The organism is Clostridium sp. YIM B02555 (assembly GCF_022320955.1).
In the GTDB taxonomy this organism is placed as follows: Bacteria; Bacillota; Clostridia; order Clostridiales; family Clostridiaceae; genus Clostridium; species Clostridium saccharoperbutylacetonicum.
On record NZ_JAKJJY010000002.1, the window covers coordinates 140,575 to 166,698 of the forward strand.

Annotated in this window: 21 protein-coding genes; 17 read left to right on the plus strand and 4 right to left on the minus strand. The window is 29.8% G+C overall.

What is annotated here, in order from left to right:
* Positions 1-23 precede the first annotated feature (23 nt).
* From L3B98_RS04140 to L3B98_RS04150, 3 genes are all read left to right on the plus strand, one after another.
* Complete coding sequence (locus tag L3B98_RS04140; RefSeq protein ID WP_238915732.1) at positions 24-1,529, plus strand: MFS transporter; 1,506 nt, start codon at positions 24-26, stop codon at positions 1,527-1,529.
* A gap of 175 nt (positions 1,530-1,704) precedes the next feature.
* Complete coding sequence (locus L3B98_RS04145; RefSeq protein WP_238915733.1) at positions 1,705-2,127, plus strand: HIT family protein; 423 nt, start codon at positions 1,705-1,707, stop codon at positions 2,125-2,127.
* 304 nt (positions 2,128-2,431) lie between these two features.
* A complete protein-coding gene (locus tag L3B98_RS04150; RefSeq protein WP_238915734.1) occupies positions 2,432-3,898 on the plus strand; it encodes an MFS transporter in 1,467 nt (488 codons plus the stop codon).
* Between the two features lie 250 nt (positions 3,899-4,148).
* Here L3B98_RS04150 and L3B98_RS04155 read toward each other — a convergent pair whose 3' ends face one another.
* Complete coding sequence (locus L3B98_RS04155; RefSeq protein WP_238915735.1) at positions 4,149-5,054, minus strand: aldo/keto reductase; 906 nt, start codon at positions 5,052-5,054, stop codon at positions 4,149-4,151.
* A gap of 304 nt (positions 5,055-5,358) precedes the next feature.
* Here L3B98_RS04155 and L3B98_RS04160 point away from each other — a divergent pair, with 304 nt between their 5' ends.
* The 6 genes from L3B98_RS04160 to L3B98_RS04185 all read left to right on the plus strand — a co-directional run bounded on the left by L3B98_RS04160 (position 5,359) and on the right by L3B98_RS04185 (position 10,498).
* A complete protein-coding gene (locus L3B98_RS04160; RefSeq protein WP_015394999.1) occupies positions 5,359-5,700 on the plus strand; it encodes a helix-turn-helix domain-containing protein in 342 nt (113 codons plus the stop codon).
* A 61-nt stretch (positions 5,701-5,761) separates the two neighbouring features.
* Positions 5,762-5,926, plus strand: coding sequence for a hypothetical protein (locus L3B98_RS04165; RefSeq protein ID WP_238915736.1), 165 nt, complete (start codon positions 5,762-5,764; stop codon positions 5,924-5,926).
* Positions 5,927-5,928: 2 nt separating this feature from the next.
* On the plus strand, positions 5,929-6,450 hold the full coding sequence (locus L3B98_RS04170; protein WP_238915737.1) for a ribonuclease domain-containing protein: 522 nt from the start codon (positions 5,929-5,931) through the stop codon (positions 6,448-6,450).
* Between the two features lie 27 nt (positions 6,451-6,477).
* A complete protein-coding gene (locus L3B98_RS04175; RefSeq protein ID WP_077366112.1) occupies positions 6,478-6,753 on the plus strand; it encodes a barstar family protein in 276 nt (91 codons plus the stop codon).
* Between the two features lie 596 nt (positions 6,754-7,349).
* Positions 7,350-8,975, plus strand: a complete 1,626-nt coding sequence (locus tag L3B98_RS04180; protein ID WP_238915738.1) for a family 43 glycosylhydrolase — start codon at positions 7,350-7,352, stop codon at positions 8,973-8,975.
* A gap of 281 nt (positions 8,976-9,256) precedes the next feature.
* The gene (locus L3B98_RS04185; protein WP_238915739.1) at positions 9,257-10,498 is read left to right on the plus strand and encodes a pectate lyase; all 1,242 of its coding nucleotides are present in this window, start codon (positions 9,257-9,259) and stop codon (positions 10,496-10,498) included.
* A gap of 94 nt (positions 10,499-10,592) precedes the next feature.
* Here the strand turns inward: L3B98_RS04185 and L3B98_RS04190 are convergent, their stop codons facing one another.
* Positions 10,593-11,654 carry a lactonase family protein gene (locus tag L3B98_RS04190; RefSeq protein WP_238915740.1) on the minus strand — a complete coding sequence of 354 codons (1,062 nt, stop codon included), beginning with the start codon at positions 11,652-11,654 and terminating at the stop codon, positions 10,593-10,595.
* Positions 11,655-12,032: 378 nt separating this feature from the next.
* On the opposite strand from L3B98_RS04190, the gene L3B98_RS04195 reads away from it, so the two are divergent.
* The 8 genes from L3B98_RS04195 (at position 12,033) to L3B98_RS04230 (ending at position 23,134) form a co-directional block, all read left to right on the plus strand.
* Entirely contained in the window at positions 12,033-12,872 is an 840-nt protein-coding gene (locus L3B98_RS04195) for a PRD domain-containing protein (RefSeq protein ID WP_238915741.1), read from the plus strand.
* A 190-nt stretch (positions 12,873-13,062) separates the two neighbouring features.
* Positions 13,063-14,928, plus strand: coding sequence for a beta-glucoside-specific PTS transporter subunit IIABC (locus tag L3B98_RS04200; RefSeq protein ID WP_238915742.1), 1,866 nt, complete (start codon positions 13,063-13,065; stop codon positions 14,926-14,928).
* Between the two features lie 80 nt (positions 14,929-15,008).
* Complete coding sequence (locus L3B98_RS04205) at positions 15,009-16,463, plus strand: glycoside hydrolase family 1 protein (RefSeq protein WP_238915743.1); 1,455 nt, start codon at positions 15,009-15,011, stop codon at positions 16,461-16,463.
* 245 nt (positions 16,464-16,708) lie between these two features.
* The gene (locus L3B98_RS04210) at positions 16,709-18,124 is read left to right on the plus strand and encodes a hypothetical protein (RefSeq protein WP_238915744.1); all 1,416 of its coding nucleotides are present in this window, start codon (positions 16,709-16,711) and stop codon (positions 18,122-18,124) included.
* A 174-nt stretch (positions 18,125-18,298) separates the two neighbouring features.
* Positions 18,299-18,610: a glutaredoxin gene (locus L3B98_RS04215; RefSeq protein WP_077366104.1), complete on the plus strand. Its 312-nt coding sequence runs from the start codon at positions 18,299-18,301 to the stop codon at positions 18,608-18,610.
* Between the two features lie 507 nt (positions 18,611-19,117).
* A complete protein-coding gene (locus L3B98_RS04220; protein WP_015394987.1) occupies positions 19,118-19,747 on the plus strand; it encodes a cobalamin-dependent protein in 630 nt (209 codons plus the stop codon).
* On the plus strand, positions 19,747-20,790 hold the full coding sequence (locus L3B98_RS04225) for a uroporphyrinogen decarboxylase family protein (protein ID WP_077366102.1): 1,044 nt from the start codon (positions 19,747-19,749) through the stop codon (positions 20,788-20,790). Before L3B98_RS04220 ends, L3B98_RS04225 begins: the two co-directional genes overlap by 1 nt.
* A 4-nt stretch (positions 20,791-20,794) precedes the next feature.
* Positions 20,795-23,134: an ATP-binding protein gene (locus L3B98_RS04230; RefSeq protein ID WP_238915745.1), complete on the plus strand. Its 2,340-nt coding sequence runs from the start codon at positions 20,795-20,797 to the stop codon at positions 23,132-23,134.
* A gap of 116 nt (positions 23,135-23,250) precedes the next feature.
* Here the strand turns inward: L3B98_RS04230 and thpR are convergent, their stop codons facing one another.
* On the minus strand, positions 23,251-23,811 hold the full coding sequence (gene thpR, locus L3B98_RS04235) for an RNA 2',3'-cyclic phosphodiesterase (protein WP_077366100.1): 561 nt from the start codon (positions 23,809-23,811) through the stop codon (positions 23,251-23,253).
* Between the two features lie 270 nt (positions 23,812-24,081).
* The gene (locus L3B98_RS04240; protein WP_077366099.1) at positions 24,082-26,046 is read right to left on the minus strand and encodes an alpha-L-arabinofuranosidase C-terminal domain-containing protein; all 1,965 of its coding nucleotides are present in this window, start codon (positions 26,044-26,046) and stop codon (positions 24,082-24,084) included.
* Between the last annotated feature and the right edge of the window lie 78 nt (positions 26,047-26,124).

The window sequence follows — 26,124 nt, forward strand, 5'->3', positions numbered from 1 at the left end:
AGATGAAAGTGAGGAAAAAACATATGTCAAATAATAATAGAAAGATTACAATTGCCAGAGGCGTTGGTTATGGATTAGTTGATTTAATGGGTGGTGGAGCGTTCACCATTATAGGAGCATTTTTACTATTTTTCTATACAACATTTGCAGGATTAACACCAATTGAAGGTGCTTCAATCATTGGTATTGCCCGTATTGTAGATGCAGTTGCCAGTTTATTTATAGGAAGTATATCTGACAATTTCTATAAAACTAAGCTTGGAAAACTTTTTGGAAGACGTCGTTTCTTCCTATTAATTGGAGCACCTTTAATGGCAGATTATGTGTTATTATGGGTAACAGGAAGAAGTTATGTATTCTATTTAGTTACTTATTTACTATTTGAAATAATTGCAGCAATGGTATTAATTCCATGGGAAACATTGCCTGCTGAAATGACAAAAGATTTTAATGATAGAACTAAGTTATCAGCATCAAGAATGTTTATATCAGCAACAGGAACATTTTTAGCTACCTTTGTTCCAGGAAGATTAATAGCTTTCTTTGGTGAAAAGAGTGCTCAAGCATATTTCATGAATGGATTAATTTTCGCTATTTTATATGCAATCTGTATATTAATATCACACAGAGTAACTTGGGAAAGAGATCTTACTCCTGAAATGGAAGAAGAACTATCAAAGGGTTCTCAAAGTAAGAGTCTAGGTGAGCAATTGGAGGGAATTGTAAAAGTAGCTATAGCTTATATATCTACTTTGAAAATTAAAGCCTTTAGAAAGCATTTAGCAATTTATATATGCTCATTTACTGCTAAAGATTTGTTTAATACAGTATTTGTATATTTTTGTGTGTATAATTTAGGGGTTTCATCTATCACTGCAGCCAATGTACTTTCACTTAGTTTAATTGGTATACCTGTAACAATCTTAGGTGGATTTTTAATGATTAAAGTAGGGCCAAGTAATTTATATAAAATGTCTTACTCAATAATGATTATATGTATATTAGGATTTTATGGACTTTATGTAGGTAATTTAGGAACAAATCTTGTCTTATTATTTGTAATTGGTACTATTTATCAAGTTGGAAGAAGTTTATTGGAATTTACTCCATGGAATGTATTCCCATTCATACCTGATGTTGATGAAATGGTTACAAGACAAAGAAGAGAAGGTCTTTATGCAGCAGTTATGACTTTCACTAGAAAGAGTAGTGTTGCTATAGCTACAGTTATTATAGGTATTGTATTAGAAGAAAGTGGATTTGTAAAAGGGCAAGCAACTCAATCACCACTAGTAGTATCAACTATAGCAGGTCTATTAACTGTTGGTTGTATAGTATTACTTGGTATAGCATTGATTTGTGCTGTAACTTTCAAACTTAACAAGAAAACACATGGCATACTAGTAGATGAAGTTGAACGTCTAAAAAATAATGGATCAAAACAAGATGTGACTCCAGAAACAAAAGCAATTGTTGAAAACCTTACTGGATATAAGTATGAAAATGTTTGGAAAGAAAATGTAGTTTAGAATAATTTTTAGTTAATATAAAAAAGTTTTATAAGTTGAATTGTGAAAATTATAACCATATCACTAAGAATATTTTAATTTAATTCTTGTGGCTGTCTTAAGATAGGAAATATATTACTATTTTAAGGCAGCTAATTATAAATAAAATTACTATAATAAGTTAGGAGATTTTAATATGAATAATAAAATTAATTGCCTATATTGTGATAAGGATGAAAAACTTGATAATCTAATGATTGAAATATGCAAGCTTAATGTATCTACCCTTTATTTGTTTAAGGAACAAAGTCATAAAGGAAGATGTATTGTTGCTTATAATAAGCATGTAAATGAATTATTTGAACTAGATGAGAAAGAATTAGAATTGTTTATGAAAGATGTTACAAGAGCAGCTTCTGCAATTAAAAAGACTTTTTCACCTGATAAAGTAAATTATGGAGCATATTCAGATACACTTCCTCATCTTCATTTTCATTTAGTACCTAAATATAAAGATGAATATGAATGGGGCGGAGTGTTTGAAATGAATCCTCAAAAAACTTATTTAAGCGATAAAGAATATATTGAAAGAATTAAACTTATAAAAGAAAATTTATAAGTTTATGATATTATAATTAACAGAGAATATACATGTAAAAAGAATTTTAATGATGCACAAGAGCATTTTTAAGATTCTTTTTTATTTAGGAGATATCCATGAGTCGCAAAAATCAGAAGTGAAAATTTTCTATATAATTGATACAATACATATGAATAGAAAATAGTATGAATCAATATATTATAGTAGTTTATATGATTTAAATTAGCGTTATCAATAATCTGAACTGTAAATACATATTTGATTAATGGAAATTAAAAGACATAAGTCAATGTAATTATTATGAAAAGGAGATATATTGATAATGAAAGAAATACTTGAAGGTAAATATAATAAATGGATGATTTTTGCAGTTACAAGTATGGCAAATTTAGTTGTATCATTTTCTATAAATAGTTTAAATATTGCTCTTCCAACATTAACAAAAGAATTTGGTGTTAATCAGAGTAATGTCAGCTGGTTAGCGCTAGTATATTCACTTATACCATGCTGTACTTTGCTGATTTTTGGGAGGACTGCGGAATTACACGGTTATAAACGGCAATTTAAAATTGGTTTCTTATTTTTTGGGTTGGTATGTGTTGTAGCACCATTATTATCAGTAAATTTAGAAATATTGATTTTTTTTAGATGTATGCAGGGACTAGGTTATAGTATTATGGTTTCTATTACACAAGCAATTGTTAGTAGAACTTTTGATTTAGAAGAGCGTGGCAAGGCACTTGGGGTTAGTTCAATATTTATTTCTGTAGGATTAGCAGCAGGACCTACTATTGGAGGTTTTTTATTAACTCATTTTTCATGGCATGCAATTTTCTACTTTAATGTGCCGTTCTGTCTTTTAGGTTTTATTTCAACTTGTTTTGTTATGCCAAGTGACAATACAAATGTTTCAAAAAATAGAAGCATGGACTGGTTTGGAGCTGCTTTATTTTCAATGTCAATTGGTGCTTTTTCAATAGGGGTTAATTTTATTAATAAATGGGGATGGAAGTCAACTTATTTTATTGGATGTATGCTTTTAAGTATATTTGTCTTATATATATTCGTCATACGTGAAAAACATATAGAATCACCATTGATGTCGTTACAATTATTTAAGAATAAAACATTTTCTATGGCGAATGTGATATGTTTACTTTCATATCTTGTACAGCAATTAATTATCTATTTGGTACCATTTTATTTGATTGATATACTTTTATTACCATCAGATCAGTCAGGACTTGTAATGCTGGCATGGCCAATTATGATGATGATAATGTCTCCTGTTGGAGGGAGCATGACTGATAAACATGGAACAAGATTACCATCAGCCATAGGATTAATTTGTATTTGTATAAGCTGCTTACTTATGAGTTGCTTAAAAGATTCCTCGAGTTATATTGTGGTTATAGTCACTTTGATTGCCATGGGAGCGGGAAATGGCTTGAGTGTGTCTTCAATCAATACTGCTATTTTAAATTCGGCCCCTAGGAATAAGGCTGGTGTTGCTTCTGGAATGTTAGCCACTATGCGTAATCTTGGACAAACATTGGGGACTGCTTTTAGTAGTGTTATGCTTACTTCTCGTCAATTGTTTTATAATCGAAATACAAACTTAAGTGTAAATGATATTTATATTCTTGCACAAAGAGATATTTATTATTTTGGCATCCTAGTTTTAGTAGTAGCACTTATTATTGTGTTTTTACTTCCTCATTCAATCATATTAAATAAAATAGAAAATGTTACCCATAGAGAAAGCATTAAGTCACAATCCAATAAATAAATTTTAAACTTCTGATAAATTCATATAAATGAATTTATCAGAAGTTTTTTCTTTTCGGGGTAAGCCGAAATTAGTGGATTTTAAATGACACGCTTCGCCTCCACCAATGAAACCCTCGACAGGAATACCGAGGGTTTTCTTTTATAAATGACCATCATATAGGTTTTATTAGTTCGTAAGCTTCTTTTAAATTAAAGCTTATTCACTTTTGTTGATTAAGCCTATCTTTGCAAATCAAAGATTTGGAGGCTTACTTGAAAAATTCTGATTGCATTATATTATTTAAATGATCAACTTTAGAAGTTCTAACTAAAGCAATACTGCCACCAAATTGAGTATTTATATAATTAAGAACATATGAATTAGGATCACTTTGTTCATTTAATAATTTTTTTAATTTAATTTCATTAAAGTATGTTTTATACTCATCTTTTTTTATTTTATCTGTATTATATTGCCCACCTAATAAAGGTGAATATGCCATGAGTGTTAAATCTTTATAATAATCTATATAACTTTCTAGCTCTCTGTTAGCTGGTACTTGTGGAAAAGAATCTGAATCTATTGTAGGTGATAAATAACTAAATCTCTGCTGTACAGCACAAAAAAATTTATAGTTATTTTTCAAGCATATATTTCTGGCACTTTCTATGCGCCATGTTCTAAAATTACTACAACCAAGTTCTTTTATTAAACCTTTATTTATAAGTTCATTTAATGCACCAAGAGTTTCTTCCTGTGGTGTATTAAAATCATCAACATGTAAATATAATAAATCAATATAGTCGACATTCAGGTTATCTAAAGATTTATTAACACTGTCGATAATAACAGAACTACTTAATCCCTGCATATCTGAAAAATCTCTTTTTCCAGCCTCTTTTGGCAAAGCACCAAGTTTTGTTGCAATAAAAAGATCTTTATTTTTACCATTTCTTTTTATCCATTTACCTATTGTTTTTTCACTTTCACTTCCCTCTCCGCCATTCCATACTGCATAATTGTTTGCTGTATCTATTAAATTTCCTCCATTTAAAACATAATGGTCCATTAGTTTAAATGCAGTATCCTCATTAATAGCTGTACCAAAATTTATAGCGCCTAACCCTATAACAGATGCATTAATACTTGATTTTCCAAGTTGAATTTTTTTCATTTTATCATACCTCCGATATAATAAGAATTTATAATTGATTGGAAAAAATTTTGTTGGAATTGATTCGTATAACTTTCCAACAGTTAGAGTTTTATATTTTCTTCCATTGATAGATAATGATTTTACATGATATAAAACAAAATATATCAATTTTTGGAAATAATTAAAGCTTATTATAATTTTAGCTTTAATATTTTTAATTAGTTAACTAATTTATATTTAGTATAAGGGAATAATAAGAATATTGAAATTAGGTACTTTTTTGTGGTATAGTTACTAAAAAGTAATTTAGAAGGTGATTTATGTGATAGTTAATGATTGGGAAAAGGGATGTCCATTACTATTAACTCAAAGAATAATATTAGGTAAGTGGAAACTTTCAATAATATGGTTTTTAGCTCACAATGAAGTAATGAGATTTTCAGAGTTAAAAAGAGCATTTAATGATTCTGTTCTTACTCAAAAAATGCTAACTCAGCATTTAAGAGAACTTGAAGACGATAATCTTGTATTTAGAAAATCATATAATGAAGTCCCTCCAAGAGTTGAATATAGTCTTACTGAAATGGGCAAAAAGTTTATACCTGTCATGGAAATGATGGAGGATTGGGGAAAACATTATATGAAGGGAATTAACTGGATTTAATATAAAAGATAGTATTGAGATGTGGTTAATATACTTGGTATAGATGATGAGAGGGTAAATCATGATTATTTGTGTTAATCAGGTTAAATCAAATAGAAGTAATAAATTTGAGATACAAGTAGATGGAAATCTAAAATATTGTGTACAAGTGCCTTGGTCTTCAGTGAGACTTGGATTTGGAATCAGAAATATAAAAAAAATTAAGGTTATTAATATGGAGGATTAAAAATGAAAAAATTATTTATAAAGAAAATTTCTAATGTTTTTATACTTTTACTTATGTTCATAAGTTTATTTGGATGTGCGGCGACAAATAAAACTGCTGCAAATAAGCAACAGGACAACCATGTGGAGAATACAAAATCAGAAGATAAAAAGGCAGACTCTGGCCAAAATGGAGATTCAAAAGATAAAAAAATAATTAATGATTTTCAAGGTGTTGCAGATTATATACATAAAAATGGAACGTTGCCTGAAAATTTTATAACAAAAGCACAAGCGGATAAGCTTGGATGGAAGCCAGGAGATGATCTTAGCAAAGTTGCACCTGGTAAAAGTATAGGTGGAGATATTTTTAAAAATGCTGAAAAATCTCTACCAGATGCGCCTAATAGAATTTGGCATGAATGCGATATTAACTATAATGGAGGACATCGTGGAGATGATAGGATCCTTTATTCCAATGATGGATTAATTTATTCTACATCAGATCATTACAAAACATTTAAAGTATTATATAAAGGAAAATAATTTTTTATTTAAAAGGATGTGAATAGCTTGAATAAAGTAGTAATACAAGGTAGTAAGCTTTTGGATAAAAATATTTTGCACCAAATTTTAAAACAGGAATTAAAGCTTCCTAATCATTATGGTGAAAACTTAGATGCACTATGGGATTGTCTAACTACTGATATTCAATTGCCACTTACAATTGAATGGGTTGACTTTCAAAAAAGTAAAGGCCTCTTAGGTGATTATGCTGAAAATACCTTAGAAATTTTTAAAGAAGCTGAAAAATTTACTGGGGGAAAACTTAATATAATTTTTTCTTAGATAAAACAAGAGGAATAATAGAATTTGTTTTCTTTGCAAGTTTAGGAGATTTAGTTTACTTGATTAGATTTATAATAAATCTTAAAAAATAATTATAACCAATAGCATAGTAAAAAAATAGAAATGATACTGACACTTTGTTTCACAATGAAATAACACGAATGTATAAGACCGTATTGGAAAAATCCAATACGGTTTTTGATTTATCGTGAGAGCAGACAAGAATTATCTTCCATAGTGAAACGCATAAAGATCTAAAATTAGATTTTTGCAGGTATTTTATTGTTCTAAGGAATAGTTGAAGAATATATAAAACAATTAAAAATTTCTTTTTATGCACTATTTTGTACGTTTAGAGAAAAGTATATTTATTTAATGTAAATATTATGAGAAAATGTAATTGTTTAGATGCATGATTATGCTTGATATTTACTTTTGATAATATATATATCATAATTGGATTTTATTATGCGCAGATAAATTTTACTTTTTAGTGGTATAAATTCTTAAAGACAATCTATTTGCTAAATCGTAGAAAGTCTATGATTTTTACGTCCTACAATAAATATTATTATAATATAAAGGGGGAAACAAGAATGTTAAAAAACAAGTTATACAAAAAAAGAAACTACCTCAATAAGATAATTTCTATGTCTGTACTATCTTTTGTGTTACTAGCATCACCAGTTCTTCCAGCCAATGCATATACTTCAGATTTAGGAAATGGAACTTATCAGAATCCTGTTATGTATGCTGATTATCCAGATAACAGCGTTATTAAAGTTGGATCAACATACTATATGGGATGCTCTAGCATTAGTTATATGCCAGGTCTTCCTATTTTAAAATCACAAGATCTTGTAAATTGGGAAATTTGTTCTTATGCATATGATCGGATTGATGTAGGAATGAGTGGTATTGATAAATCACATGCTGATGCGTATAATTTAGTAGGTGGAAAAAACGTATACAGTAAGGGCTGTTGGGCTCCAAGTTTAAAGTATAATAATGGTAAGTTTTATGCTACTTTTTCTTCTCTTGATCTAGGTAAAACTTTTGTATGTACAAGAAATGCTCCAATGGATTTTGGTGGCTGGGATTTTACAGAAATTAAAGGTATAGGATATGCACATGATGCAGATTTATTCTTTGATACTGATGGAAGAGTATATCTTGTTAATGGAGGGTGTACAATAACAGAGTTAAATACAGATTGTAAATCTGTCAAGGCTGGAGGTATAAATAAGAAAATTTTTGATGGCGGTAGTACTCATGATGGTAATAGGATTTTTAAGAAAAATGGTTATTACTATATACTTTCAACACCTGTAAAGGATGGTGGAGGGTACCAACGTATAGAGAAAGCCTGGAGATCTAAAACTCTTACAGGTACTTATGAACAAAAGGTAATTTTAGATGATGGTGCAAATCATCAGGTTTGTGTGGTTGAAGATGGTAGTTATAATTGGGCAGCACTGTTTGAAGATAAGGGTGCAGTTGGACGTATTCCGAAGATTGCGCCTGTTACATGGATTAATGACTGGCCAATGATAGGTGTAAACGGAAGTGGTAAAGTACCAGCAACATATAACAAGCCTGCATCAGGAAATGGAATAAAATCACCTGATACAAGTGATGACTTTACAAAAGCAACAGCCATATCTTCGCAGTGGCAGTGGAATCATAATCCAGACAACTCAAAATGGAGCTTGTCTGAACATCCAGGTTGGTTAAGATTAAAAACAAGTTACGCAGCTAACATTCTTGAAGCAAGGAACACTCTAGCCCAGAGAATACAAGGGCCAAAATCTTCAGGATGGGTTAAATTAGACGCAACTAATATCAAACCTGGTCAGATTTCAGGATTATCAGCTTTCCATAGTAAATATGGCTATATAGCAGTAAGGAATGATAATGGAAATAAGAAACTAGTTCAATATAATGTAGATGGGACAGAAACTTCTATTAACCTTGATAACAACACTGTGTACTTGAAGGTTGATGCTGATTGTGATACACAAATAGCTAAATTTTATTATAGTTATGATGCTAATAGCTGGACAAAGCTTGGTAGTAATTTAAAAATGGACTTTTTCTATAAATTATGGTTTATAGGATACAGGTTTGCTCTCTTTAATTATACAACTGGTTCTGACACTAGTGGATATGCTGACTTTGATTACTTTAAGTTTAGCCCTACTGCAACAGGTGTGGGCAAATAATTATTCCATAGGAAATAGATAATAGATAAAAGTTAGAAAGCGACGCAATAAGTGTCGCTTTTTGAATAGAAAAAATATGTTATAACCTAAGTAGAGTAGTGATATTTATAGTGGAAGATTGGAATATTATTTAAGAAAATTAGGAAAGAAGAATCTTTTTAAGTATAGATTTAGGCGTTTTAATCAACAAGTATTTACTTTCCCTGGAAATTATGCTAAGTTAAGTGAGAAAATTTTATTGCCAAAATAATACATAATATTAATAAAAAGGAGAAAAATTTATGGGAAAGTTTATTAAAAAAATTTGTTTATGTACAGGAGCAGTGGCTATAGGTTTAGCTTCAGCATTAACTATGTCAGCTACTAAAGCTTATGCAGCAGACTACTATATTTCTACAACTGGTAATGACAGTAATTCGGGAAAGTTAAAAGCTCCATTTGCGAGTATAGCAAAAGCTCAAGCAGTAGCTTCTTCTGGAGATACTGTGTACATTATGGGAGGAATCTATAAAAAATTTAATATAGCAAAATCAGATAATGTTTATAACTATGTAATTGATATAACGAAAAGTGGAATTACATATAAAGCGTATTCTATGAGTGATATGCCAACTTTTGATTTTTCGAATATAACAACTTCTAAGCGTGTAGCGGCTTTTAGAATAGCAAGAGGTGTTACAGACGTTACTATTACAGGAATTAATGTTACTGGAGTTCCAGTAGGAACTCAAAAACAGTCTGAATGTTTCAGAGTAGAAGGAAATGTTACATTAAATAGAGTAACTTGTCATGATAATGCAGCAAATGGATTTTATTTTGTAAATCATGGAACAGGTACATGCTATAGATGTGATTCTTATAATAATATTGGAGTAAAGGGAATATCAATGGGAAATACAGATGGTTTCGGTGCACATGGAGAAGGTGTTACTTTTAAAGAATGTCGTGCTTGGAATTGTAGTGATGATGGATATGATTGCCTTACATCTACAGGAACAAATACTTTTGATACCTGCTGGGCATATAATATGAACGCTGGTGGAGATTCGAATGGGTTTAAAATAGGTGGATATGCAATGGGTACACCACCAGCTGTAGCACCTGTTCACACAGTTAAAAATTGTCTTTCTGCGAGCAATGGTGCACATGGTTTTTATGCAAATCATCAACCAGGAAAATCAGCCACTTGGACAAATAATACTGCATATAATAATAAATTTGGAAACTTTGATATGCTTGAGAGAGTAAGCACAAGTGATGCTACCGATATTCCAGGAACAAGGGAAGTTTTACATAATAATATTTCCTTTGGAGGAGTAGCTTTAAAAGATGCTAATTTACCTAATGAAAATGTAACTGATAATTCTTGGAATAAAAGCGGAGTTTCTGTAACAGCAGATGATTTCCAAAGTTTAGATGCAAGTCAAATGACAAGGCCACGTGGAAAAGATGGTGAGTTACCTGATATTACATTTATGCATCTTAATAGTAATAGTGATCTAAACGGACTAGGCTGTTTTTAGATAACTGATAACATTAAGCCTACAAAAATCTAGAATTTTGATTTTTGTAGGCTATTTGAATAAACTTCTAAAGTTAATTAAGGATATAAACAAATTAATTAGCTTGATTTAAAAATTTAATGCAAACAGGATTTGGTATATGTTCAGATATATTTAAATAAGTAAGTTCTCCAGTTAATTGATTTATAGAATATAATTCTACATTACTTGTAGTTTGATTTGCTGCAAGTAAAAATTTACCTGATGGAGATATTGAAAAATCACGTGGAGATTGTCCTTGAAGTTTTGTATTTGATGCAAAGGTTAATTTTCCAGAAACTGAGTCCACCTTAAAAACTGTTATACTATCATGTCCACGATTGGAAGCATATAGATAATCTCCATTAGAAGATATGTGAATTGCAGCACCAGTGCTTTCTACTGAACAATCTGCAGGTAGCATAGAGATATATTCTACTTCTTCAAAAGAAGGTTTATCTTTATGGTATTTTAAAACAGTAATCTTTGAACTTAGTTCATTAAGTAAATATGAAAAGGCCCCATTAGGGTGGAATTCCATATGTCTTGGTCCTGAACCAGGAGTTATATTTAAATCAGCTACTTCTTTAAAATAACCATCTTTTAATTTATATAAGGATACTTTATCGAGTCCTAAATCAATAGTGTATATGTATTTATTATCAGGAGTAAGATCAGCAAAATGAATATGTGCACTATCTTGCCTAGGTTTATTTGGCCCATCTCCACTATGAATTACAGTATCAACAGCTTTTTCAATGCTACCATCAGATGCTATTTTATATGAAATAAGTTCAGCTTCATGATAATTGGAAGTAAAAAGATAGTTATCGTTTTTATCTAGAATTATATGACAAGGAGATTTTCCTTCTTTAAAATTATGATCTAAAGCTTTTAAACTATAATCTATTGGGTTTATTTCAAAGGCGTAAGCACCACCTTCCACTCCATTTTTTGCAACTGAGTATAGATGAGTATTATTTTTATTAATAGTTAAATAAGTAGGATAAGAAAGTTCACTAACAGGTTCAATATTTTCAATGGTAGAGTTATTTTCATTGAGAGTTAGTTTATAAATACCTTTGCTATCACCATATGTATAGGTTCCAACGTATGCAATATATTTGCCATTTTCCATAATATTTCCTCCTAAATTTAAAGTTCTGTTATATTCATAGAAATTAAATAGTTTATTAGTTAATAAGTTATAATTAATAATTAATAATGATATTTTAAATTAGAGTGTATATGGGTAGTCTATTAGAAAAATAACAAAATTTCAAGGGAAATATAATTATTACTTATGAGAATTATAGATTAAAGAAAGATAATAGCTATATTAAAAAAAATATTGACAGGAAATTATTTTAATGATACAGTATACGTATACATAATGTATGGACTGTTACTGATTCGATCAGGCATGACCAATTTGTAGATAATTTAATCTATAGATTGGCTTTTTTTGTTTAATAATATAATTATTATATTAGAGTTGGAATGGTGATGATGAAAGATGAAGGTTATTAAAAAATTAAATAATAATGTGGTTTTAGCCTTAAATAAGGACAATGAAGAAATTATTGTTGTTGGCAAAGGTCTTGGATTTCAAAAGATACCATATGAAATCACAGATGAAACAGTTATAGAAAAGATATATGTTATTCCAAAGAACACAAGAGCATCAGAAATTCTAGATTCCATGCCAACAGAAATTATTGCAGTAACAGAAAAAGTAATCAGTTATGGAATTAAAGTATTGAATAAAGAATTAAATTCAATTATATTTCTAACCTTATGCGATCATATAAATTTTGCAATTCAAAGAAGTAAAGAGGGTATGGAAATAAAAAGCCCACTTTATTGGGAGATAAAGCATTTATATTCAAATGAATATAAGGTAGGGCTTGAAGCTGTAAATATAATTAATGATGAATTGAAAATAAAAATGAGTACAGAAGAAGCTCCATTTATAGCCTTACATTTTATAAACGCTCAAATGGATACAAAAGATATAGCAGAAACCACAAAAGTAACGTCAATTACAGGCGAGCTTTTAAATATTGTAAAATACTATTTTAAAATTGAATTTAATGAAGAATCTTTTAATTTTACAAGGTTTGTAACTCATATTAGGTACTTTATTCTAAGACAAATCAATAAAGAAAATTTAGAAGATGACAATGAATTTATGTATGAAATAATGAAAAAAAAATATAATGAAGAATATAAATGCGTCAAAAAAATTGAAGAATATTTATACAAAAATTACAATTGGTATTGTTCAGCAGATGAAAAATTATATTTGATGATGCATATTCAAAGAGTGAAATCCAGAGAAGTTAATAATAAATAAATTAATAATATGGACTGTTACTGATTCGATCAGGCATGACCAAAATATCGCTACTTATATTTAGGTACGTTTATTTTGGTCTTTTTTATTTGTTAAATTATCAAATTTGAATACTAGTTAAAATTTGATTAGTTATAAATATAGAAAAAAATATTTGTTTTTCAAAAATTATAAGTTAGGAGAGGATATTATGACAAATAAGGATATAGCATTAAAAGTCTTAGAATTTGTCGGTGGAGAAAAAAATATCTCTAATGCAACTCACTGTGCAACAAGACTAAGATTAGTATTAAAAGATGATTCAAAAGCAAATTTACAAGAAATAAGTAAAATAGAAGGTGTATTAAAGGCACAAAATAGTGGAGGACAACTTCAAGTAGTACTTGGAGGTAAGGTTGAAAAAGTTTATGATGAGTTCGTTAAAATAAGTAATATAGACACTACTGATATTTTAGATGAAAAATTTAGTGAACAAAAAAAGAATCCAATAAACAAAGCTATAGAAACCATAGCTGGAATATTTACACCGGTTTTACCAGCACTTGTTGGTTGCGGAATGATGAAATGTTTGTCTGCGATAATAACAGCAACAGGAATGATAGATAGTAAATCAGGATTTATAACTATATTTAATATGATAGCAGATGTTATTTTTTATTTCATGCCATTTTTCTTAGCAGTAAGTTCAGCTAGAAAGTTTAAAACAAATGAATATTTATCTATAGCTTTAGCAGGATGTTTAATTCATCCAACTATATTGACAGCAGCATCAAATATTGCTACTACAGGTGTGAGCACAATTGATTTTATAGGAATGCCTATTTTACTTGTTAAATATACATCAACAGTTATTCCAATCATATTAACTGTATGGATAATGAGTTATGTGTATAAATTTATAAGTAAGATAATACCAGATATGTTACAAGTGATTTTAGTACCTATGTTGACATTATTAGTAATGGTACCACTTGAATTAATTGTTATAGGACCTTTTGGTTCATATGTAGGGACTTGGTTATCAAATGTTATTGCATTTTTATTTGCAACAAATGGAATTATTGCAGGATTTATTTTAGGATTCTTTAGACCAATATTGGTTATGTTTGGAATGCATTATTCAATTATGCCAATGCAAATTCAACAAGTAGCGGAACTAGGATATACTCCAATGCTTCCAAGTGCTATTGCAGCAAATATATCACAAGCAGGAGCAGTTTTTGCAGTATTTATTTTGACGAAGAATAAGACAATGAAAGCAGCTGCTGGCTCTAGTTCAATTACTGCATTATTTGGTGTAACTGAACCTGCAATATATGGAGTTAATTTAAAATATAAAAGACCATTCTTTGCCGCATGTTTATCAGGCGGAATTGTTGGTGGCTTCTTTGGAATGGTAAATGCTAGTAGTACTGCAGTAACTATACCAGGTGTATTAAGTTTAGGAACATATCAAGCTAGTAAATATATTTACATTATTATAGGAACAATCGCAGCATTTGTTTTAGCAGCAGTATTTACTTTTATTGCAGGAATAAAAGAAGAAACTATTGAAGAAAAAATGACAGATGAAAATAAATATAAGAATGATAATAAAGCTTCAGAAATTTTTATAAAAAGCCCAATAGAAGGTGAAGCGAAGGATTTAGCTGAAGTTAATGATAAGGTGTTTTCAGAAGGAATAATGGGAAAAGGTGTTGCTATTGTACCAAGTTTTGGAAAGGTTGTAGCTCCTTTTGATGGAACCGTTGAAGCATTATTTAATACTAAACATGCAATTGGATTAATATCAAATGATGGAGTGGAAGTACTTATTCATATTGGTTTAGATACAGTGAATTTAGAAGGAAAATATTTTACTGTACATATTGAAAAAGGGCAAAAGGTAAAATCTGGAGATTTATTAGTTGAATTCGATATAGCAGGTATAAAGAGTGAAGGATATGATGTTATTACACCAGTATTAATTACTAATGTTGAGGAATACAAAGATATACTTCCCAACAAAGTTGGGTTAATAGCTATAGGTGAAGAGGCTATTAAAGTGATTAAGTAAAATAATACCAAGAGAATTCAATAGAAGATAATTCAGTCAAAACTATTATTAAAGCATAGTAAGAAGGAGAAAAGAAGCATATGAATAAAGAATTTCCAAAGGATTTCTTATGGGGAGGAGCATTGTCTGCTTGTCAAGCAGAAGGTGCTTATAATGAAGAGGGAAAAACATTAACAATACCAGAAGTAATGAAATTTAATCCTAAAAATGATAGGAAAATTACAAAGCAAATCCAGATAAATATGGAGATGATAAATGAAGCAAAAAATGACCATGATATTATAAAGTATCCAAAGCGTAGAGGGATAGATTTTTATCATACATATAAGTCAGACATAGCTTTATTTGCAGAAATGGGATTTAAGGTTTTTAGATATTCTATATCTTGGGCACGTGTATTTCCAAATGGAGATGATAAAACACCAAATGAAAAAGCTTTAAAGTTTTATGATAATGTAATTGATGAATGCATTAAATATGATATGAAGCCATTAATAACAATTTCTCATTTCGATATGCCAATAGTTTTAATAGAAAAGTTTGGTGGCTGGTATAATAGAGCATTAATAGATTTATATTTACGATATTGTGAAGTTATATTTAATAGATATAAAGGAAAAGTGCAATATTGGGTTACTTTTAATGAAATAAATATGAGTGTTAAAGCTGGTGCTAAGACATTAGGGATATTGAATGAAGGACAACCTAATTATGAAGAAATGTTATTCCAAGGCTTACATCACCAATTTGTTGCAGCTTCAAAGGCAAAAAAACTAGCATATGAAATAGGTAGTAACAATAAGATAGGAAGTATGGTAGCATATTTCACAACTTATCCATATACGTGTAAACCAACAGATGCACTTGCAATGCAAAGTGATGATCAAATGAAAAATTTATTTTTCTTAGATATTTTAAATAAAGGTAAATATCCATATTATTCGAAAACTTATTTTGAAAAGAACAATATTAAACTTCATATTGAAGAAGGAGATTTGGAGAGCATAAGAAATTATACAGCAGATTTTGTTGGAATGTCTTATTATAATTCAATGATTTCAAGTAATGATGGCGAGCAGCTAGAACTTACAGCAGGAAATGTTCATAGTGTATTTAAAAATCCTCATTTACCAGCAAATGAATGGGGATGGCAGATTGACCCAGTTGGACTCAGATATACTTTAAACCATATTTATGACAGATATAATTTGCCAATATTTATATTAGAAAATAGTTCTGGATTTATAGACAAATTGAATGACGATTTTACTATAAATGATCCATATCGTATAGAGTTTTTAAGGCAACACATAGAGCAAATGAAACTTGCGATTGGAGATGGTGTGAAGGTTATTGGCTATACTATGTGGGGACCCATTGATATGATTTCATCAAGTACATCTGAAATGACAAAACGTTACGGCTTTATATATGTGGATCAAGATGATTATGGAAATGGAAGTATGAAACGTTATAAAAAGGATTCTTTCTATTGGTATAAAAATTTAATTAAAACAAATGGAGAAGAATTGTAAGTTTATCATGAAGTGTTAGAAAAGGCGGGGATTTTATCGTCCATAATGTATAAAAGTTTTGGGCTAAAGCATTAATTATTTAGTGTTTTAGCTCATTTTGGCGTATATTTGGATAATAATATTTTTTATCTATAAAATTATATTAAATCATACTATAATTTAACTAAGGCAGATAAATTAGTAGGAGACAAGTATAAAACTTGTCAGATGAAGTCATATTTCTAATGGATTGGAGTAAGGATATTATGTTGGAAAAAAATCAAATGAAAGATGAAAAATTAGATTATTTAATAGCTAATAAAATAGCTAATGTAGCTCAATTTATAAGTTTCGAACCAGATCTAAATTTAAAAACCAGATTCATTCATATTAATAATTTTGGCGATAATGAAGAAACTTCAACTAAAAATCTAATCGAAAAATTAATTCTTTCTGCACCATCTAAAGCTGTAAATATAAGAAGTTTTAGTGAAAAAGCTATGAAAGGAAACAAGTTAGTTTATAATAAAGGAATTAAGGATATAGAAGAAATTTTAGAGATTATTAATGAAAACTCATTAAATAATAAATATTCAATTATTAATGAAAATATAGATATAAATGATTGTGGAGTTTCAGGAGTTGCATTAGGCGATGTAATAGAGTTTTCACCTGAAGATACACCTAAATGTATTGAAAAGGAAGGTGTGTGTTCCTTACCAAGAGAAATAGGATTAAATTTATTAAAGAATGTATATGGTTTTTCGCCTGATATTAACTTTGATACAAATTATAGAATTGAGTTTAGCATTCATCCTAATAGACAAGGGGTTAGGAAGCAGCATACTATCATTTGGGAATATGAGTATTATGAAAAAGTAGATTATGAAAGAAAAATATCTTGGCCAAATAATTTTTCGAGATTTATTGGAGATAAAGTCTTTGGATTATTAATTGCTGATTCCTTAGGAATTATGGTTCCTAAGACTACTGTTATATCGAGAAAGATAGCACCTTTTACTTTTGGTATTGATACTGGTTTGAATGAAAAATGGATCAGAACATGCCCTATTAGAAAAGAACCAGGAAAGTTTTTCACAGGGTCAAGCTGGATTGATCCATTTAAATTAATGGAGGAAGAAGAAGCCAAAGGCTTAAATGAAATAAATATTGCTTCAATTTTATCTCAAGCAGCTGTAGACGCTTTATATTCTGGAGCTTCTTTTGTTAGAGAATATGAAGATGGTGATTTAATAGAAGGGGTTTATGGTAATGGAGATAAATTTATGGTTGGTGAGCAGGATAAATTAGAATTACCAGCAGAAATTATTAAAGCAGTAAAAACTTTAAATAATAAGATAAGAAGTTATCATAAAGAATTGGGTGATGTCTCTCTTGAATGGGTATATGATGGAAAGAATGTATGGCTGGTTCAATTAAATCAGTTAAAAGGTGAAAATAAATACAAAAATTCAGAGAGAAATATTATTGTCTATGGAAGTCCATCACATTATGAAAAAGTTTTTGTTAAAGATGGTTTGGACTCATTAAGAAATAAGATTAATTTAATAAAAGATAAAAATATTGGAGTAGAGTTAATTGGAAATATTGGAGTAACAAGTCATTTTGGTGATTTACTGAGATTGTCTAATATACCAGCAATACTTAAAAGTGAAGATTAATTATCTTGTGTTTTCAAATAGCCATACAGTGTCTAGAGAATGAATAGTTTAAAATTTATTGAAGAATATATAATATATGATAAAATAATATTAGGAGATGATAATAGTTTTTGAAAAAGAAATTAAATTATATAATAAAGACTATTAAGTATTAAAAAACAGGAGGATAATAAAATGAAAATAACAATGTATGGTGCAGCAATTTGCCCAAATTGCGTTGAAGCAAAAGCCATTTTAGAAGAACATAAGGATATTGAATTAAATTATAAGAATATTATCGAGAGCACTACGATGTTAAAGCAATTTTTATCTTATCGTGATAATGATGAAATGTTTGCTAATATTATTAAAGAAGGCAAAATAGGTATTCCATTTTTTATTTTAGAAGATGGAACAAAAACTTTAGACATATTTGACTATTTGGATATAGATAAAACTAAGAATGTAGTAAATAGCTGCTCTATAGATGGTAGTGGTAAATGTTAATATTTGTGCGTGTTATTTTTCCCAAAACTGCGGTTTTGGGAATTTTTTTTGTTAAGGAGGTCTAAATATACACCTTAAAAAAGAGCAGCTTTGCTGCAACAACGGAACTTAAATTGACAATTTGGGACTTGTAATTTATTATCATGTAAGTTAAAAAATATGCCCCTTTAAAAAGAGCAGCTCTGCTGCAATTAAGATCAAGTTTAAAAAAGAGCAGCTCTGCTGCAACATCGGAACTTATATTGTTAATTTTAGACCTGTTATTTATTGTCATATGCGTTAAAAAACATGTAAAAATATAATAATAAGGAGTATAATAATTGTAATGATTTGATTAATAATGCGGTTACCGTTTAACATACCTAATTGGAAAATCTACTGAATTCATATAAAAATCTTCATTATATTAGACATGAATATCTCTCTGCATAAAATATTACAGTATTAAGTAACAAGAAAATATTAAGTGAATTGAAAAGTTTATTTAATAAAGAAGGGAGTTAACTTATGAACTGGGAAGTATTTGAAAAGGCTCTGATTAATTACGATAAATTAGAAGTTAATAAAATTCTTCAACATTTTTTAGCTAAAAAAAATGGGATAGATTTTATTGATGAGTATATAGTTAAGTCTTTAAATTCAATTGGTGATAAGTGGGAAAAAGGGGAAGTGGCTTTATCTCAAGTATATATGAGCAGCAGGCTGTGTGAAGAAATTGCTATTACTATTTTGGCTGAAAAAAATTTCCCGATTAAGAATGCAAAGCCAATTGCAATAGTGACACTTGAGGATTATCACACTCTTGGAAAGAAAATTGTATGTGCTGTTGTTAGGTCAAGCGGTTTTGATCTTATAGACTATGGTACTATAAGTGAACCTGAGGAGATATTAAAGAAAGTCACTGAAGATAAAATAAAAATACTTATGATATCAGTATTAATGTATAATTCTGCTTTAAAAATTAAGAAAATATCTCAAATGCTTCATGAAAAGGATCCTTCAGTCAGGATATTAGTTGGAGGTGCACCTTTTTTGATGGATAACGCACTTTGGAAGGAAGTTGGTGCAGATGAAATGGGGAAAAGTGCAGCTGATAATATTGCTATTTTAGATAGGTGGATTAAGGAGGATTCTTAATGGAAAAAAGGTATACTTCTATGGAAAGAGTATTGACAGCTATGAGCATGCAGGAACCGGACAAAGTACCATTATTTATAATGTGTACACATTACTGTGCAAAATTTTTAGACATGTCGATTAAAAACTATTTTAGTAAGCCTGAAAATGTAGTAAAGGGGCAAATGATGCTTCTTGAAAAATTCCACAATGATTGTTTGAATCCATTTTATTCTGTTGCTCATGAGTATGCAGCCTTTGGAAGTGAAGTTATTTTCAAGGAGGATGGTCCTCCTAATGCTGGTGAACCAATAATAAAGAAATTTGATGATATTTTAAAATTACAACCACCGGAGGTTAAAAAATCAAAAATTCTTATGAATTGTCTTGAGACGATATCAATGCTTAAGCGTGAAGTAGGGACATCGGTACCTATTGGTGGTGGTGTTATGTCACCATTTTCACTTCCCATTCTTCAAATGGGGTTTAATAAATATATTGAACTAATTTATGAGAAACCAGAGTTATTGGAGCATCTTATAAAAATTAACGAAAAATTTTGCACCGAATGGGCTAATATGCAATTGATGGCAGGTGCTACCTTTATAACGTTAATAGATTCTATGTCTGTATCTTCAATTATTCCTAAAAGTGTATATTTAAAGACAGGATTTCTTTCCGCAAAGAGAACCATACCAACTATTAAAAGAGATGTAGCAATTGCTACTTCTTCAGCAAGCTCTACATCAATACTTGAGGAAATCCTTGAAGCTGGGATTAAAGCTATTTTGGTAAGCCATACTGACGATTTAACTGAAATAAAAAAGAAAGTCGGTAAAAGAGCTACATTGCTTGGAAATTTAAATGGTATTGAAATGTGCAAATGGAACAGATCTGATGCTGAATTTAATGTTAAGGAAGCAATAAGAAAAGCTGGGGCTGGTGGTGGCTTTATTCTATGTGACAGTATAGGAGATATTCCTTATCAGGTTAATGAGGATATTCTTCATGAAATCTCAGAAAGTGTAAATAAGTGGGGCAGATATCCATTAAATTGGAGGTAATGGTATGGATGATAAACTATGTATTTTGATTTGTGAAAGTTTTAAAATTGAGGCGGAGAGTGTACGGAATATCTTGAATAATGAAGAAATTAAATTTAAATACCATTCAATGGACTGTATAAATTGCAAGAATCGAAGGCAAGAATTCTATGATCGTATTATTTTGTCAGGTTATAGCAGGGACGAAGTTATTTTGCTGCCAATTCAAAAGGAAACTGGAAAAGACGAGACGTTTACTGGCGAAAATATTTTCGACTCATGTCTATCATTATTGTCTGGAGATAATCTACTAGAATATCTTTCTTCAAAAGGATATTATTTGACTACACCAGGCTGGTTAAGAAGATGGAAGCATATTATTATAGACATATATGGATTTAATAAAGAAAATGCGCGTGAATTTTTTTCAGAATACTGTAAAAAGGTCGTTCTTATCAACAGTGATGTATATAGCAATATACTACCTGATTTGATAGAGTTTTCAGAATATATAGGAATGGAATATGAAATTATAGATGTGGGTCTCAATTGCTTTTCAAGCACTATAAACAATTTATATAAAAACTGGAAAGCTAATCGATTAGAGAATATTTTAAATTCAAAAAATAAGCAAGTCACGGATTATGCTCTTGTATTTGATTTTTTTGAAAAAAAAGCAACGCTTTTAAAGCAGGAAGAACTAATTAAAAATATTTTCACATTATTTGAAATGTTGACAGGTGCTAAATATATTGCATTTCTTCCAGTAATTGAAGACAAAAAAGAAGAGATGTTTTTCTATCAAGAAAAATCATATAAAAGTGAATTGTATAATATTGACAATATAGAATTTAAGCAAAACTATTTTCTCACTTCCTCAGGAGCAGGATTTGTTTTTAGGATAACTTTTGACAATGAACTAATGGGATATATGGAAGTGGAAAATATTATGTTTCCGAATTATTTGGAAAGCTATTTAGATTTATCTAAAACAATTATGATAATTCTAGGAATAATGCTTTTCAATTCGAAGATTTATGAGAAATTAGTCAATACAAATGAAGAACTTCTTTCACTAAATACTAAGCTTGAGATGCTTGTTGATAGACGAACTTCTCAATTATTAGAAGTTAATGGTCATCTAGAAGAGACAAACTGTATGTTAGAAGAAGAAATTGAAGAGCATAAGTTAACTGAGAGTAAGCTTAAGGAAGCAAAAGAAGAAGCAGAAAGAGCTAATTCGGCAAAAAGTAAGTTTTTAGCAAATATGAGTCATGAAATAAGAACACCTATGAATGGGATTATGGGAATGACTAGCTTATTGAAATTTTCAGAATTGACATATGAACAAATGGATATATTAAAAACTATTGAAACTTCTTCAAAACATCTGCTCCAAATTATTAATGATATACTTGATCTTTCAGCAATTGACGTAGGTAAGGTCGAATTGCAGTCTGAATGTATAAATATATTTGATCTAGTGAAGGAAAGTAGAAACTTATTTACATACTTAGCGGAGAATAAAGGCTTGAATCTTTATATTACTGTTGACGATAATCTACCAAATGAAATTATAATAGATAAGGGTAGATTAATGCAAATATTAACCAATCTAATAGGAAATGCAATTAAGTTTACTGAAAAAGGGTCAATCCATGTATTCGTAGATAAAGTTGAAGCTACGGATAATAAAGTGAAGTTAATGTTTTCTGTAAAAGATACTGGGATTGGAATTAAGGAAGAAGACATCCCTAGATTATTTAATTATTTTTCACAGTTGGATATTTCGACAACAAAAAGATTTCAAGGAACAGGCTTGGGACTTGCAATTTCTAAAAATCTAATCGAACTCATGGGGGGAGAAATATCTGTTGAAAGCCAGTATGGTAAGGGAAGCAATTTTTACTTTACTTGTTTAGCTGATATTAATAATGATAATAATGAAGCATCAAATATCCAGAAAATGCTTAAAGATGATAAAAATTACCCAGAAGTTAGGATATTGCAAGTTGAAGATGATATGATTAGTCAGCGATTTATGAAGCAATTATGTAAATATACAGGATGGAAAATAAAAATAGTTTCAAATGGTTTAAAAGCGCTGGAGATACTTGAAAACGAGGATTTTGATATAATTCTTATGGACATTCAAATGCCAGATATGAGCGGAATTGAAGTTACAAAAATAATTAGAGAAAAAGAAAAGTTAACTGGTAAACATATTACTATAATTGCAACTACAGCATATGCAATGGGAGGGGATAGAGATATATGTATTAATATAGGTATGGATGATTATATTAGTAAACCAATTGACGTTATGGAACTTAAAGAGATTATTAATAAGTACCGAAATATATAAATAGAGTCTATATAAACATTGGAAAAATAGAAAATGGGAAAAATGCTATGATATATACATTTATAGTGAAAATTTATGATCATGAATTCACGAGCATTTGTATGTGGCTTGAATACCTACTTACAGGTGGTCGTGTTTTTTAGGTTAACTTTATAAATTGGCACACCATTAAATTTTCCATTTTCCTCTTTGCTAGCCATTAAAGTTATTGCTTTTACTGGAATTGAAAATTTCTCAAATTGAATTAAGCTATTCAAGTCTTCGGAATCTTCATTAAACATTACTCTACGACCTAAAGTTATATGTGGCATAAAAAGTTTATCATAAAAGGGAATCTTTGCTTCTATTAATAGATTGGTAATTTCTTCATGAAGTTTAGAAAGAACAGAATTTTGTTCTACACCAATCCATAAAATATTAGTCTTTTTTCTTTTAAAAATGCCTAAGTTAGCTATTAATAATTCGAAAGGACTTAACTCTAAAACTGATTTGTCTAGTATTTCTTTTATTTTTGTAATTTGAAGATCATCAGCTTCACCTATGAAGCGAATCGTCATATGAAAGTTATTTTTTCTTGTAAAGCTGCCACTAGTACAATGTGCTTTTATATTAGTGGTTATTTTATCAAAATAATCCTTAATCTTATCTTCAAAATCTATAGCAATATATACTCTCAATATATTTTCATCCTTTCCTTTAAATTATAATAATTATAATTCATATTTAGAAAATTATGAAGTTAATTTATATACTAATTATTATATAAATTAACTACCTGGTTGCTTAAGTGCATTTCTTTGGATTTCAAAGAGTATGCTTAACATCCATAAATTGAAGTGATAAAATACCCCAACAGATTTATATTATAAACTGTTGGGGTAAAATGTATTGAATTTCGGTAATTTTCGCGTAAGTCTAATTCTTACGTTGAGTATCTATATTTATGTTTACTCTAATTCAATTCTAGTTATAGAATGAGCTGGAAAAGTATAATTGAAATCACCTTTACCTACATTAACATCACTATTACTAATAGTAACATTATTTGGTTGATCTAATGTATTCATAGAATATATACTTGAACCATTCATTGTAAATACTTTAGCTTTTTTTGCATGAGTATATTGATCTAAAACTATTTGTGTTGTTACATCGCTATCTGGACTTTGATTAACAACTAGTAACTCAACATTTCCGTGATTATCCTTAGCAGCAATTGTAGATAAAGTATCTACATTTGGAGAACTAGCACTTTTTGCAAGCTCAATTTTAGGATTATTTTTTACTTCTGTGGTAATTTGAGTCATGCCACCTAATTTAGACATCATTTCAATGGATAAACCTGATGGTGTTGCAACGAAATTGTCATCTTTTCCATTGCTTATAATAGCAGCATTAAATCTTCGAGCTGTTGGGGCATCAGTTTCATCTGGATTAAATGGGGTATCGTTAAGTAAAAATCTATGTGCAAGAGGAATTCCTAGGTTCTGATATTGGATAAGTTCACTTGCATTCAAAAGACCGTCTGATAAATTCAAATGGAAGGCTTTATCCCCATCCTTTGGTATATTTCCTTGACCATGCCCATATGCTGATGGAATAAGTGGAACATGCTTTCCAGCATAACTATCTATTTCATTTTGCATATTTCCTAATTTAGTTTTTTGGAAGCCTGGTGCTAGAAATAACTGTTTTGTAAATTCATCTACAGGAAGATTAGTTTTTGGAAAACCATCTGTAAGTGGATGATAAGCAACACCATCATATGGATAAGTTGAACCCATTGCCTCAAAAAATCCAGTTTCGCCATCTTGTGCAGCAACCTTAATATTTGGATTAACAGCCTTTAGGGCTTTGTAATAATCAACAAATCCGCCATGAGGTCCAGATTTATATGTAATTGTAACCTTGCTTCCCTTAGCTGGAATTTTACCGTGGATGCCATCACCAAATGTAATTTTACCACTTTTATTTTCAATTGTATAAACTTCATCAGTTGGTAAAGCCGTCTTAAAATTATCTGTTTGTTTCCATTCAGCACCATTTACATAAACTGTTTGGCTTTTCGGTGCAACTGGTGGATAACTTGCATAGAAATCTTGATTTCCTGTTCCTTTACTAATTGATGAATCAGGAGTTAAATCAGCATAACCAATAGTATCTTGATTTTCAAATAAGGTAGTACCACCAAAGGCATATAATGCAGATTTTACATTTGTAGCATTAGTAGTATGTGCTCCAATTTCAACTGGTTTTCCATCACGCCAATGAGTAGCTACAGCTAAATCATCTTCATTTCCAACGTCCCACCAATTAAAATCATAAGGTTTAGGGTGACCATTTTTTGCTCTAAGAGCAGCCCAATAACTTGGATCATTAGGATCAGAAGAAGGATGTTCACTTACTGGTGCTGTCATATAAGCTAAATATTGAGCAGCACTTTGTACGTCATCTCTATTTATGTTTAGAATCATAACACCTTTAGCACCAGTTTTGTCAAGTAAATCACCAATTTCATCTGGACCAAAAGTTGAAGGTTGACCAGGGCCACCATCTCTTGCACGGTTCATAGGTCTTTGATCCATTGGACCAATAGCACGCTTCCAATCAAAACAAGTTGCACTTATAGTACCACCTCCATACCTAATTGAGGTAATTCCTAATTGCTTCACCATTTTCTCAAATGAATGATAGGCTTTTCCCGTTTTTGGATCTGCAGCACCTTCTCCGTTTTTAGTCCAATTGATTATGGCTCCAAACAGTTCAGGATTTATTACTTTACCATTCTCAGATACATTTACTGTAATTTGTGTTGAAGGTTGTTGTTCTGCTGCATAGCTTGCAGTTTGAAATGGAATAATTACTATCAATGAGAGAGCTAGTAGTAATGCTTTTATTTTTATTTTGTTCATTATGATATTCCTCCTTTAATGTAATTATTTAGCTATATTTCGATATATAATATATTAAAGATATAATTTTTCAACAAC